The sequence below is a fragment of the Sphingobacterium sp. E70 genome (genome assembly GCF_019285695.1).
GTDB classification, from domain to species: domain Bacteria; phylum Bacteroidota; class Bacteroidia; order Sphingobacteriales; family Sphingobacteriaceae; genus Sphingobacterium; species Sphingobacterium detergens.
The window spans coordinates 4161601-4174710 of the sequence record NZ_CP079104.1 but is presented as its reverse complement, the minus strand read 5'-3'; the positions used below and the strand labels follow the sequence as shown (position 1 = coordinate 4174710).

Sequence of the window (13110 nt, the reverse complement as noted above, 5' to 3'; positions counted from 1 at the left end):
ATTAGTTAACCATACAAATGGAACACGTCCTGAGAAAATCCTGTTCCGCCTCGTAAAACTAAAGAGCGATCTTTAAACACGTCATAATTAAAACCTAAACGTGGAGATACTAATAATTTCGATTTAGGCCATAAACCAGAATCATAATTTTTAGGCATACCATTCACATCTAATAAACGTAATGCATCGATTGATGGATTAGCGGTCAACTTATTCATGTAGATAGGTAATTCTGCACGCAAGCCATAAGTCAAGGTCAAGTTATCCGATACCGACCAACGGTCTTGCGCATATACAGATGCAAGCCCAAAATTTACACGGGAATAAGTATCCTGCCCCTCATATGGATATGTAAGACCAAACATAATTGGCGCTTTTTCATTAGGGCCACCTGTGGAAAGAAAATCCTCAACTGAATTATAACGGTAGTATGATGTACCCATTCGGGTATAACTATTACCATAATTTTGAATTTCGAAAGCAGCACCAAATGTAAAATTATGTTTATCAGCTTGTAAATTTAAGTTATTGATAAACGAATAATTATTATTAACAACATCATTATTGTAAGAGAATAACTCTGTACCAAAACTCATATAGTTGTTATAGAAACCTGGCTGCTTACCTGCATTAGCAGGATTATCCAAAAATTGCTGATGACTTCCATCACCAATATCCACAAATGGGAATAATTGATCGCTTGGGGTACTTCTCGTATCCTGAATCCTAGTATATGTTGCTAAAAATTGGTTACTTAATCTTGAAGTAAAATTACTATTCAATTCCGCTGTGATTGATCTTACCACATTCTTAAATGCATAATTACCATTTTCAAAAGTGATGGAATTTTGACCTACACGAGCATATGAATCAAAATCTGCTCTAGGTCTTGGTCCCGAGTTTGCATTTGCAACCTGCATGGAATTCCCAACTACTTGATTGTAACGTAATGCAAACTTATGAACCTCATTAATATTCCAGTCTAATCTTGCTAAGAATTTTGTACTACCTTCCTTTGCTTCGTTCGCATATCCTTCATACCGACCGGGATCGTAGCCCCATTGATTAATTAAATGATTACGTACAGCATCCAAATCCGAACGTTTTGTTCTAGCAATATTATTAGCGGGATCAGCTACTCCGTCTTCAGAAGCTTTCCATAAATTTGCTCCAGAAGCATTCCCCCTGTCGCCTCCTCACGTTCAGCATTAACAAAAAGGAATAATTTATCTTTAATTATTGGCCCACCTAAGCTAAAACCAAAATTCTTCTTTGCAGCATCAACTTTATCTAATGTTATATCATCAATCTTTCTTCCTTGTAAGCTTTGGTTTTGAAGAAAATAGTATGCTGTACCAGTTATTTTGTTCGTTCCGCTTTTGGTAACAGCATTAATACCTGCTCCTGTAAAACCAGATTGTGTAACGTCGAAAGGAGCTATATTGACCGAAATAGCTTCGATCGCATCTAATGAAATGGGCTGAGAGTTTCCACCTGGAATAGGCCCACCACTTAAACCAAATCCATTATTAAAGTTAGCCCCATCGATTTGTAAGTTATTATATCTTGCGTCTCTTCCTGCAAATGAATTACCATTAGCCTGAGGTGTCAAACGCATAAACTCTGTTATACTACGCTCTACTTGAGGCAATTCCTGCAATTGCTTTTGGCCAATACTCGTCGATGCTCCCGTCTTTTGAGTTCGTCTCACCTGACCTGTTACGGTTACTTCTTGTAAAGTAGTTGCATTTTCTCCAAACACAGGATTTAAAACAAATGGCTGCCCCAATTGAAGATAAATGTCATCGTAAGTCACTGGCTGTTGACCAACATATGTAACTTCAATTTTGTAAGGACCGCCAACACGCATGTTTGCCAAGTTAAACCTCCCTGCGGCATTAGCAGAACCGGAATAAACTGTTCCTGAAGGTACGTGAATAGCTTTAATTGTTGCGCCCTGTGTAGTACTTCCACTCGTTTGCGTTACTATACCAGTCATACTACTTGTAGTAACCTGAGCTTGTACAGCACCATAACTAGCCATAACAAGTGCAAAAAAGAGTAAAGATCTTTTCATATAATGTGATTTGTTAAAAATGTTAAGCAAAATTACTAAGAGATTTCAAATAACAAAGGACTTAATATAAACTTAACACACTACAGCACATACACTTCATACTATACAGGAAGAAATTCTTATCTTCCTATATAATTTTTAAAGAAAAAAACGTTATAACACCTTTTAAACCACCATTTCCAAAGAACCAAGTCTATATAAAATAGTTTTCCACAGTCAATCGCTCCGATTTATTTGTAACAACATTCTTCCATTCCCAACTTGAGCTTTTTTAAAAAAATTCATTAACTTTCTTTCAACCGAGAATTTTATTAATCAACTCGTTTTTTTGTAGCAATTGCGCTACTGTGCCTTGTATTTATTTAAAAACTATAAACTATTGTCCGTTCGAACTGGTTTCTTTAAAAATCTGTTTTTAAAAACGGAGAACTTTTTAGAAATTCGCACACCTTTATAATTCACTTTTTTCATGGAAGTCGGTATTCAAAATTCTTCTTTTCAGGAACCCGCAGACATTAAGTTGTCTCCAGCAGGGCTTTCTTTCTTAGCTTCAGCAGCTAAATGGGCTATTTTTTTGGCTATTCTCTGTTTTATACTTATTGGGTTATCGGCCATAACCATGATTAGCCTGATGTTCGGGGCAAGTGCTCTATCTCTAGATCAAGGTGAATATATCCGCCAGCACAATATCAACCTTTGGTATACTTTACCTGCTGATGATGGCTTTCTCCTGCCTCCCGATCTATTTCCTCTATAATTTTGGATCCAAAGCAAAAAAAGCTATCGAAAACCGCGATAGCATCCAACTTGAGCTCTGTCTCGAAGCTTTAAAGAAACATTATAAATTCATCGGGATCATAGCCATCATCACCATCGGATTTAATTTCCTGGGACTTGTCGTAGGCATTATATTAGGTATCTCCGACGCAATCGCTGGCGTGTAGCGTAATATACAACTGAAACAAAAAAGGAGCAAATGCTCCCTTTTATTATAGTTAAATTACGTTTTTACTTTTTGTAATACCGCATTGCATTCGGAATCTGCTTCTCAATATCGGCAATACGTCTCGCATCGCTTGGGTGAGTGCTCAAGAACTCTGGTTGTCCTTTTTGACTGCCCGCTGCCATGCGCTTCCAAAATCCAATAGCTTCATTCGGATCGTAACCGGCCAATGCCATGATAATTAATCCTGCCTGATCTGCAGAAGATTCATCACTGCGTGAGAACTTTAACTGAGCCAAGCTTCCCCCAAACCATACAGATTGTTAAAAATTCCAAGGAACTGCTTCCAGTCATTCCTGCTGCTGAGCCCAGAATCTGACCGCCCATTTGTAAAGCCATTTGGTTGGACGCCTGTGCTACGGAGTGCTCTTCAATAGCGTGGGCAATTTCGTGTCCCATTACTGTCGCCATACCAGCCTCGGTACGCGTTACTTGAAGTATCCCTGTATACACAGCCACTTTTCCACCAGGCATACACCAGGCATTTACATCATCACTTTTCACCAGGTTAAATTCCCAATTGAAATTATATTTATTGGCGATGCCTTTGCTCTGCAAGTATTGATTGACAGCTGTTGCCAAACGGTTACCCACACGTTTTACCATTGCCGCATCAGCCGTACCGGTAATAACTTTTGTATTATTTTTGACAAGAAATCTTTGTAAGCCAGTGCAGCCTGTTGGTTGACCTGGTCAGCACTGACCAGTTTCAAATATTTTTTCCAGTAACAGCTGAAGTAGCACAACCTGACAACCCCGATGCCAGTGCCACACAGGCCATTACGATAGCCGAATATTTAAACATGCTTTTCATATGTATCTTATTATTCATCTGTGTTTGTTTCAATTGCATTCATGAGCTCATAGGCCCAGTCTCGTTTTTAATGTTGTATGGAATGTTCGGGCTAGATTTGGCAGGTTCTCTGTTTTTTCCAGCGCAGCTATTTCATAATAATCTCTTAAATACTTTTTTAGGATGCAATTATTGTGCCTATTCTTTTGCCTTGTTTTTTTCTTGAATAGATAAATCTTGGATTCATGTCCTTTAGCAGGCGCTCAATATTCTTTTGATGGGTAATTAATAGCAGGGTACAGATGGCGATGCCATAAAGCAAAACCGAAGGAATGGTAGTCTTAAAAATAAATGCCAAGCTAAATGGAAAAGCAAAACCGGCCGAAATTGAACTTAGGGACACGTAATGTGTCGTCAATAGGATAATGATAAATACGGATACACAAACTAAAGCTGCCGGTGTATGTATCGCCAAAATCATCCCACACAATGTCGCTACCCCTTTCCTCCCCCCCGGAAGCCCGCAAATACAGGGAATAGGTGACCTATTACCGCAATCACTCCCAAGGCCAACTGAAAATTAACAAACTGAACATCACTGGTATTTTGGCCCAACTCAATCAGATAGGCGAGATTCGTTGCTGTCCAACCCTTGAATATATCTACAAACATCACGATGGAGCCGGCACGCGGTCCTAATACGCGAAAGGTGTTAGTCGCTCCAGCATTACCACTCCCATACTCACGAACATCTACGCCATAAAATGCCTGACCCAACCAAACTGCTGTAGGTATAGAACCAAACAAATAAGCTAGTAATACTGCAATTACTAAATAAATCGATATCATTAAATTAAATCAGTTCTTATAATAATTTGGCTTTCAGACTAAGATCTAAGCTCTTGACACTATGTGTCAAAGCACCCACCGAGATATAGTCTACTCCAGCCTCTGCATAGGCCCGAATAGTTTCAAATGTTATTCCCCAGAAGCTTCTGTCTTAAATCGATGATCGATAATTTTAACAGCTTTAGCCACATCCGCAGGTGAAAAATTATCCAACATGATTCGGTCCACTTCGCCAAAGTTAAGAACTTCGTCAAGTTCCGCAAAATTTCGGACCTCTATTTCTATTTCAATTGGTTTATTTAATTTCTTTCGATAGTCATTTGCGCGTGTCAACGCCGATACAATCCCACCGCTATAATCCACATGATTATCTTTGATCAGAATCATATCGAATAATCCAAACCGGTGGTTGGTACCGCCACCTATTTTGACCGCTTCTTTCTCCAATACCCGAAGTAAAGGTGTTGTCTTACGGGTATCCAATACCTGCGTATCCGTACCTTTCAACAGCTCCACATATTTTTGGGTTGTCGTCGCTATACCACTCATACGTTGCATCACATTCAATACCAAACGCTCTGCCAGTAGAATACTCTGGATATTTCCGCGAACATAAAACGCGATATCACCAACTTTTACCTGGCTTCCATCAGGAATAAATACCTCACAGATCAAGGTTTCATCGATGTAACTCATGATCGCTTGCGCAACCGCTACGCCTGCCAAAATACCGTCGTCCTTAACAATCAGTTTTGCCTCTCCTTGTGCCCCCACCTCTATCGTGGATAAAGAGGTATGATCACCATCTCCGAGATCTTCCGCGACTGATTGTTTTACAAACTGCGCCAAATAATCCTTGATTTCCTTCTCCATAAATACAATTTATTGGGCTAAGATGTGGAATAATTTTTTAATCGAAAAATAGAATGATAAAAAAATAGCGTCTGACCTAACTTTTATCGATCCGAAGTTCTTCTATTGTCTGACTATTGGATCCCGCACTTATCTTGATAAATACCCGGTAATTGGCTTGTTCTGTCGCTAATGAAAAGGTGAAATATTGATAACCATTGTTTGCATTACTCGCTTGGGTCAGTTTAACGGTCTTGGGTTTATGTTGGTTAAAAAATGTGCCCAACATAATCTCGGATTGATATTTGGTATACACACCATTTTCTCCCAATAGGGACAAGGTCAGATTGGAACCAAAATACTTCGCGATATTCTTGGCATTCCCTTCCCTTAAATACGTTTTAAGTTCTTCGGAAATACTTCCCAAAGACTCCTCTCCTTCCCGTACAACAGGCTGTGATGAATAGTTTAAATCTTTCAAAAGATGCCCTGAGGCGTTAGTGTGTATAAAAAGACTATAAACAAATATAAATACGCAATAGCTTAAAAGTTTCATATAGCTCAAAATAAGACAGAACAGTTTCCACAATAGATGTAATCAATCATTAGGTAGCATAGTTTATACCAAACATAAACTATGCCACAAACCTATAAAATTATTGCATATAAACAAGGGAAGATTTTAAAGACGCATTGATAGATTCTAAAATTAAGGTTATCTTTGTTATACGATGAATAAGAAAAAGTTGCACTCATGATCCTAGACGGACTAGGATACGGAAAACATGATAAATCAAATGCAGTTGAAGCTGCAAATACCCCATTTTTAGATCATTTATTGGAAACATACCCAAATTCAAGTCTGGAAGCTTCTGGTGAAGCCGTTGGCCTTCCTGATGGACAGATGGGTAACTCTGAGGTTGGCCACATGAATCTTGGCGCCGGAAGAGTTGTCTATCAAGAATTAGGACGTATCCACAAAGCGGTAAATGATGGCGTATTCAACACAGATATCGTTATCCAGGATGCATTTAAGTATGCGCTTGAAAATAATAAAAAGTACACTTTATCGGATTGCTTTCGGATGGTGGTGTACATGCACACACCAAGCACCTTAAAGGTCTTTGTGATGCCGCCAAACATGCTGGACTAAACAGTGAGCAGGTCTTCATTCATGCTTTTCTGGATGGTCGTGATACTGACCCTAATTCGGGAATAGGCTATGTTAAAGATCTACAAGAATATCTAAAAACGACTTCAGGCACATTCGCTTCTGCCATTGGTAGATATTACGCGATGGACCGTGACAACAGATGGGAACGCGTTAAGTTGGCTTATGATCTTTTGGTGAAAGCCGAAGGTGAAAAAACCAATGACCTGGTTGCTGCAATCCAAAAATCATACGATGCTGGAGTAACAGACGAATTTGTTAAACCAATCGCCTTGGTCAATGAAGATGGTACTGCCGTAGCAACAATCCAGGAAGGTGATGTGGTCTTCTGTTACAATTTCAGAACAGACCGTGGTCGCGAAATCAGCATTGCACTGACACAGAAAGCTTTCCCTGAGTATGATCTTGTACCATTGAACCTGTACTATGTCACACTAACAGCCTATGACGAAACCTTCAAAAATGTGCGTGTTGTTTTCCAAAAAGATAACCTGACAAATACCTTGGGTGAAGTGTTGGAAGCCAATCATAAAACACAGACCCGTATTGCCGAAACTGAAAAATATCCACACGTGACATTCTTCTTTTCGGGTGGCCGTGAACAGCAATTCGAAGGTGAGAACCGTCTTTTGGTCCCTTCTCCGAAAGTGGCTACTTACGATCTTCAACCTGAAATGTCTGCACATGGAATCACTGAAGCAATAGTCAATGATATGGAAACTCTTCAGCCTGACTTTATCTGTCTCAATTTTGCAAATCCAGATATGGTAGGCCATACTGGTGTATTTGAGGCTGTCGTAAAAGCAGTAGAAACAGTAGATCAATGCACAAAAACAGTGGTGGAAACAGGATTGAAAAATGGTTATTCATTTATCATCTTGGCTGATCACGGTAATTCAGAATTTATGGTCAATGAAGATGGATCACCAAATACGGCGCATACAACCAATTTGGTTCCTTGTATCTTGATTGATGATCACTACAAAAAAATCGCAGATGGTAAATTGGGTGATATCGCTCCAACCGTTCTCAAACTTTTGGGCGTGGATATCCCCGTTGAAATGACAGGAAATGTATTGGTATCAGAATAAGAATTTATATAAAAAAGTAAGCAGCGCACTTCCACTATTGGTGGGAAGTGCGCTACTTTTTTGAGCTGTAGCTCCCCTCAGGCCAACAGAAAGCTAAAAAAACGACGGATATCTTTTCGGTAGACTCTTTTTCAGCGCCGAAGCACAACGCTTGCAGCAACTCAACCCTTCGGTGTTAAAATCCGTCAACAAAGACGGTGAAAAGGAACAACGTGAGCTCAAAATTGAAAACTGGAAAAATGAACTTTCAGCTTTCCAGTCTGCGGATATCAGCAAAAATTTTGATCCCGCTCTACGATGTCAAAGCCGTAGATTGTGTAACGGAATTTACTGCCAAAAAGAAAGAACTGCAGATACAAAAACTCCGAATTGAGTTTGATCGTAAAAACGAAAAGGTTAAACATATCCAGATCGATAAAAAGATCGCAAACTCTCTTTATGATAGTGAGGAAAAACTGGATTATTATATCGATTCATTGTACAGTATTGTAAAACTCCAGGATGTACAAGGACTCGATGCAAACCAATATGAAATTATTGGGCGATTTGTACAATCAAAAAAAAACTCATGCCGAAAAATGTCTTTATACCCATTCATAAAGACATTTTTTTATTCCCAATACAAATAAAGAAATGCAACATCATTGCTTTATTTATTATTTTTCTTATCTTTGCCTCATTAATGGCCTGCAAAGGCCTCGTATAGAAAAAAAAGTAAAGTGCGCAATATTTCATTGAACAAATTAGCAGCGTTAACGCTTTTAATGACCTTTCTAATCGGTCAGTTCATTGTCTATACCCATTCCCATGAGTCGCCGGCATTAACTATAGTGGACTGCAGTCCCAAAAAACATCATGCGGACCATCCAAAATGTTCTATTTGCGACCAAAATTCACACCCGCAGTTACTCTTTCATTTTAGCCAACATGAAATTTCTCTTCCTGAACGGGAAATAACATTTGGTTTCTTTGTTCCCAGTGACCAAATGATCAGTGCATTGCTATCTGGCAATCGCGGTCCCCCATTTGTTAAATTTCATCCACGATGCGACAACAAAGCTTTTATGGAAAGCCTTGTTTACTATGATCAGGAAACAAAGAACCAAAATTTTGGTGATTGCTACTGGCGAATTCATAATGGATTTTCCTCTTAATTTAACAATCAAGCAATTCAATGATGATTTCTCCGTATTGAACAGGTTATTTTTCATGACTGATGAAAAAGCAATTTTAATGCGACAGGCTATCATTTGGATGGCACCATCTATTGATGGCATAAAAATATTTACAGATGAAACTCAAAATTAAAGGCGGCATATGTATGCTTGTCTGCTATTTCCTTCTATTCACGGTTAACGCTGCGACCATATCGGGTAAGGTGACAGATTCAAAAACAAATCAACCCATCGCGGGAGCGACCATATCTTTGCTCCAACTCCGCTCAAGTACGTCTTCGGATCAACAGGGCGTTATACATTCAAATCACTGCCCTCGAGTGGACGTTATCTTGTCGAAGTACGTTTTATTGGGTACCAATCGCTGATCAAAACTATAGATCTGACATCAGCAGATGTATCGGTCGATTTCGCGTTGACAGAAAGTATAATCGAGACAAATGAGGTGGTGGTTACAGGTACCCTTGTGACTGCGCAAAGCCGTCGCAACAGTACCTCTGTCTCTGTTATTTCCAAAGACGAATTACAGGGTGGTGCGACAAATCTGATCGACGCACTAGCCCGTCAGGTACCTGGCTTAAGTCAGATTACAACAGGACAAGGTATTTCCAAACCTGTCATCCGCGGTCTTGGTTATAACCGTGTTGTCACCGTCAATGATGGTGTGAAGCAAATGGGCCAACAATGGGGTGACGAACATGGTATCGAGATCGACCAAAATCAGCCCGACCGGGTAGAGGTACTTCGGGGAGCAGCTTCGTTGATGTACGGATCTGATGCCATCGGCGGTGTGATTAATATCCTCGAGCCCAGCGTTCCCACTGCAGGTGAAATAAAAGGTGAACTGCTATCTAGTTATTCAACCAACAATGGACTCACCAACAACTCGCTGATGCTTACAGGCAATGAAAACGGCTTTGTATGGCGCGGACGTGGATCTTATCAAAATGCGTATTCCTACAATACACCAGCAGGGCGCTATATCAATAGTGGTTTTAATAATACCAGCTTCAGTGGTATGCTGGGTTTAAATAAGCAATGGGGATATTCACACCTTAATTTTCCTACCTCAAAAATAATATTGGTTTTTACGATGGTGAAGTCGGCGATCCATTATACAATGAATCTAAAAGCCGGACATTGGATTTCCCCAAACAGGATATCCGCCATTATAAACTCGCACTCAATAATAATTTTGTAATCGGCTCAGGAAATTTAAAACTGGACCTAGGCTACCAGAAAAATCAACGTCGCGAACTTGAAGAAGCGACGCCTTCCTATTTTTTGATTTAAATACCTACTCACTTGACGCGAAATATTACCTCGCTGAAAGAAACGGCTGGCAGCATGTCGTTGGTATCAGTGCTAGTCAGGAGCATAGTGTCAACAAAGGTGTTGAATTTCTGATTCCTGCTTATGACCAGGTCGAATTGGGCGTTTTTGGTTATGCCAAGAAAACCTGGGGCGATAACACGTTCAATATGGGACTACGCTACGATTATGTCAATAGCAAGGGCAAACAGCTTTTCGTTGAGGATGAGGAGCAATTTCCGGGTTTTAAAAATAAATTCAGCAATATTAGCGGTGCTTTAGGTTTTACACATAGTTTCAGCGAAGATTTCAACTTCAAAGCAAATGCCGGATCTGCCTTCAGAGCACCTAACCCGGCAGAATTGGGTTCTAACGGTGTACACGAAGGTACATCACGCTATGAAATCGGTAATGAAAATCTGAAAGCAGAACGTAGCTTCCAAGCGGATGCAACCCTAGAATTTGGACATAGCATCGTCACCGGTAGTATCGGGATCTATGAAAATTATATTCATAATTTTATCTATGCTTCAGCAAAAAGGGCGATACAAAAACCATCGTTGATGAGGACAATAATGAACAGACTTATGATGTTTATCGTTACGGTCAGGTAAATGCCAATCTTTATGGTTTTGAGGGAAGTCTAAACTTCCATCCGCTAAACTGGGTACACTTGGACAACACCTTTACCTATACCCATGCACAAAACAGGACTTTTGATAGGCCCTTAGCATTGATTCCGGCAGGTGTTTTACACAACACACTACGCCTTGAGCCCAAAATAAATGGATTACATGCTTTTTATGTATCGGTAGGTTTAGACAATTATTTTAAACAGAATCGCGTTGACGAAACTTTTGAGACAGCAGCAGATTCGTATTCATTGATCAATGCTGGAATAGGCACTACCTTACATTTAGGAAAACAACAAGTGAAGCTGTACGCGACTGCCTCTAATCTCACCAACAAGCGTTATTACGATGCTTTAAGTAGACTACGTCCGGGAAGATTATCGCAAGAAAATCCTACTTATGGCGTTTATAATATGGGCAGGAACGTTACTTTTGGAATCTACCTCCCACTTAGCATAAAAAAATAAAGCGCCGAAATTTTACCAAAAGGCAGATTTGGCAAATGTGCTAAGTAATATTTTGAGACTTCCTCTAAAAATAATGTCCGAATTCTTAACGAATTCGGACATTATTTTTATGCGATCAGCGCACTAAAAATTATTCTCAGAATTTAAATTCCCACCCTACTTAGGATCATCTGCTGTGCCTTCCCGTGCCAAAGCCACATCGTCAGGCATGCTTTCCAATGAAGAATCTAATGCAAATAACGATTCATCTGAGGCCCGATCTCCACCGGCGATCTTCAATTTATCGATCAATTCAAGCGCAAGTTTCTCTTCTTCGATCTGCTCTTTGACAAACCATTGTGCAAAGTTCCATGTCGCCCAATCTTTCTGCTCCATAGACAGATTGACAATAGTATAAATCGCTTCGGTATTATCTACCTCATGTTTAAATACCCGCTGGAAACACTCCGTCAAGGTCTTTGGATCTGCTGGTGGTGCTGAAATAGCCTGGATCCGGGGACGCCCTCCTCTTTCCAGTATGTACCCCATAATTTTGGTCATATGATTCCGTTCCTCTTGCGCATGTCGATATAGGAAATTGGCGATACCACCGTAGCCTTGATCGTCGGCCCATACGCCCAAAGCCAGATAAATTTGCGCAGCTTCGGCTTCTTTTGTCATTTGACTGATTAAAATCTCCTGCATTTCTGCAGACAATCGATTCGTTTCCATATATTAAATTCCTGTTGATTCAATAAAGGAACAGTATTGCGAAGTATTTCGTTTGCAAATTTATCAAAGACAGACTGCAGAGCGGATCAGTCGTATCAGGAAAATCCTCAGAAGCTATTGGATAACCTAAAGAATGAAAAGAGCAAGGTGCTAGGTACCTGCATAAAAAAAGGGAAGCTCAGTTGAGTTTCCCTTTTTCTCTCCTAGAAGATAAGCTTATTTCAAGTTATCTCTATATACTTTTGCTTTTTTGACTTCTGTTTGAATATCTTTTTTAGAAGAATCAAAGCTCAATACTTTTTCATAATCCTTGATTGCATTATTATAAGCATCTGTAGCCATTGCTTTGTTGTAATTAGGTGTACCAGCTGTACCGATCAAAATACCCAAATCGCGGTTTGCGATTGCTCTATTTTGATAGAACTTTGAGTCAGTAGGTGTGATAGCGATCGCTTTTGAATAATCTTCAATCGCTACGCGCAACAACTGTTCTTTGTTTGCCGCAGACACTTTGTTTGCTTGAATTGCAAGAGTATTGTTTGCTTTTGCTTTAAAGTACAATGCATTTGCATTTTTAGGGCTTAATGCAACAACCTTACCGAAAGTTTCAGCTGACTTTTTATAATCACCATTTTGAAATTGGGAGTAACCCAACATATACAAGACATCCGGATCTTTGCCTTCCTGCGGTAAAGCTTTTGTCAAGTATGACTCTGCATTTTTGAAGTCACCATCCAAAAGAGCTTTTTGGCCCATTCTCACATTGGCATTGCTATGCTCAGCTTGTTTTTGTTGTGCATTGGCACCAAGTGCAACCAAAGCAAAAACTCCTGTGAACAAACCTAATTTAAGTGATTTTAAGTTCATATCTAAATAGTTACGTTTTTTCAATATACCTTATTAATGATCAATATTGATCGTTTATTATCCCAAGAAAAAATAGTCCTGTTGCTTCACCTCTTGCAAGAATCTGCCATC

At 39.6% G+C, this 13110-nt stretch carries 14 protein-coding genes and 3 pseudogenes; 8 read left to right on the top strand and 9 right to left on the bottom strand.

Annotated features, from left to right (window positions below; genetic code table 11):
• Positions 1 to 5: 5 nt before the first annotated feature.
• Entirely contained in the window at positions 6 to 1094 is a 1089-nt protein-coding gene (locus KUH03_RS29345) for a TonB-dependent receptor domain-containing protein (protein WP_257087922.1), read from the bottom strand.
• A 41-nt stretch (positions 1095 to 1135) separates the two neighbouring features.
• Positions 1136 to 2077, bottom strand: coding sequence for a carboxypeptidase-like regulatory domain-containing protein (locus KUH03_RS29340; RefSeq protein WP_257087921.1), 942 nt, complete (start codon positions 2075 to 2077; stop codon positions 1136 to 1138).
• Positions 2078 to 2742: 665 nt separating this feature from the next.
• Between KUH03_RS29340 and KUH03_RS29335 the strand changes: the two genes are divergently transcribed.
• On the top strand, positions 2743 to 3021 hold the full coding sequence (locus KUH03_RS29335) for a hypothetical protein (RefSeq protein ID WP_257087920.1): 279 nt from the start codon (positions 2743 to 2745) through the stop codon (positions 3019 to 3021).
• A 64-nt stretch (positions 3022 to 3085) separates the two neighbouring features.
• Here KUH03_RS29335 and KUH03_RS29330 read toward each other — a convergent pair whose 3' ends face one another.
• From KUH03_RS29330 to KUH03_RS29310, 5 genes and pseudogenes are all read right to left on the bottom strand, one after another.
• Positions 3086 to 3319 carry a M48 family metalloprotease gene (locus tag KUH03_RS29330; protein ID WP_257087919.1) on the bottom strand — a complete coding sequence of 78 codons (234 nt, stop codon included), beginning with the start codon at positions 3317 to 3319 and terminating at the stop codon, positions 3086 to 3088.
• Positions 3291 to 3686 carry a M48 family metallopeptidase gene (locus KUH03_RS29325; RefSeq protein WP_257087918.1) on the bottom strand — a complete coding sequence of 132 codons (396 nt, stop codon included), beginning with the start codon at positions 3684 to 3686 and terminating at the stop codon, positions 3291 to 3293. The genes KUH03_RS29330 and KUH03_RS29325 overlap by 29 nt, the downstream gene beginning before the upstream one ends.
• A 365-nt stretch (positions 3687 to 4051) precedes the next feature.
• Positions 4052 to 4722: pseudogene (gene plsY, locus KUH03_RS29320) on the bottom strand (glycerol-3-phosphate 1-O-acyltransferase PlsY).
• 16 nt (positions 4723 to 4738) lie between these two features.
• Positions 4739 to 5595: pseudogene (nadC, locus tag KUH03_RS29315) on the bottom strand (carboxylating nicotinate-nucleotide diphosphorylase).
• Between the two features lie 76 nt (positions 5596 to 5671).
• Positions 5672 to 6055 carry a DUF4783 domain-containing protein gene (locus tag KUH03_RS29310; protein ID WP_167457247.1) on the bottom strand — a complete coding sequence of 128 codons (384 nt, stop codon included), beginning with the start codon at positions 6053 to 6055 and terminating at the stop codon, positions 5672 to 5674.
• Positions 6056 to 6328: 273 nt separating this feature from the next.
• On the opposite strand from KUH03_RS29310, the pseudogene gpmI reads away from it, so the two are divergent.
• The 7 genes and pseudogenes from gpmI to KUH03_RS29275 all read left to right on the top strand — a co-directional run bounded on the left by gpmI (position 6329) and on the right by KUH03_RS29275 (position 11421).
• Positions 6329 to 7836 (top strand): annotated as a pseudogene (gpmI, locus tag KUH03_RS29305) (2,3-bisphosphoglycerate-independent phosphoglycerate mutase).
• A 151-nt stretch (positions 7837 to 7987) separates the two neighbouring features.
• Positions 7988 to 8209: a hypothetical protein gene (locus tag KUH03_RS29300; RefSeq protein WP_257087917.1), complete on the top strand. Its 222-nt coding sequence runs from the start codon at positions 7988 to 7990 to the stop codon at positions 8207 to 8209.
• Between the two features lie 737 nt (positions 8210 to 8946).
• On the top strand, positions 8947 to 9144 hold the full coding sequence (locus KUH03_RS29295) for a hypothetical protein (protein WP_257087916.1): 198 nt from the start codon (positions 8947 to 8949) through the stop codon (positions 9142 to 9144).
• Positions 9128 to 9379, top strand: a complete 252-nt coding sequence (locus KUH03_RS29290) for a carboxypeptidase-like regulatory domain-containing protein (RefSeq protein ID WP_257087915.1) — start codon at positions 9128 to 9130, stop codon at positions 9377 to 9379. Before KUH03_RS29295 ends, KUH03_RS29290 begins: the two co-directional genes overlap by 17 nt.
• Before the next feature lie 47 nt (positions 9380 to 9426).
• Positions 9427 to 10212 carry a TonB-dependent receptor gene (locus KUH03_RS29285; RefSeq protein ID WP_257087914.1) on the top strand — a complete coding sequence of 262 codons (786 nt, stop codon included), beginning with the start codon at positions 9427 to 9429 and terminating at the stop codon, positions 10210 to 10212.
• A 229-nt stretch (positions 10213 to 10441) separates the two neighbouring features.
• Positions 10442 to 10936 (top strand): TonB-dependent receptor, encoded by a 495-nt coding sequence (locus KUH03_RS29280; RefSeq protein WP_257087913.1) that lies wholly within the window; start codon positions 10442 to 10444, stop codon positions 10934 to 10936.
• 59 nt (positions 10937 to 10995) lie between these two features.
• Complete coding sequence (locus tag KUH03_RS29275; protein ID WP_373564508.1) at positions 10996 to 11421, top strand: hypothetical protein; 426 nt, start codon at positions 10996 to 10998, stop codon at positions 11419 to 11421.
• Positions 11422 to 11577: 156 nt separating this feature from the next.
• Here the strand turns inward: KUH03_RS29275 and KUH03_RS29270 are convergent, their stop codons facing one another.
• Entirely contained in the window at positions 11578 to 12132 is a 555-nt protein-coding gene (locus KUH03_RS29270) for a ferritin (RefSeq protein ID WP_257087912.1), read from the bottom strand.
• 216 nt (positions 12133 to 12348) lie between these two features.
• Positions 12349 to 13023, bottom strand: a complete 675-nt coding sequence (locus KUH03_RS29265) for a tetratricopeptide repeat protein (protein ID WP_257087911.1) — start codon at positions 13021 to 13023, stop codon at positions 12349 to 12351.
• Positions 13024 to 13110: the final 87 nt, after the last annotated feature.

Excerpts from the sequence above, each read along its gene's own strand:
- KUH03_RS29325 (WP_257087918.1), bottom strand. The coding sequence starts at position 3,686 with ATGGTAAAACGTGTGGGTAACCGTTTGGCAACAGCTGTCAATCAATAC.
- KUH03_RS29290 (WP_257087915.1), top strand. The coding sequence starts at position 9,128 with ATGAAACTCAAAATTAAAGGCGGCATATGTATGCTTGTCTGCTATTTC.
- KUH03_RS29270 (WP_257087912.1), bottom strand. The coding sequence starts at position 12,132 with ATGGAAACGAATCGATTGTCTGCAGAAATGCAGGAGATTTTAATCAGT.
- KUH03_RS29340 (WP_257087921.1), bottom strand. The coding sequence starts at position 2,077 with ATGAAAAGATCTTTACTCTTTTTTGCACTTGTTATGGCTAGTTATGGT.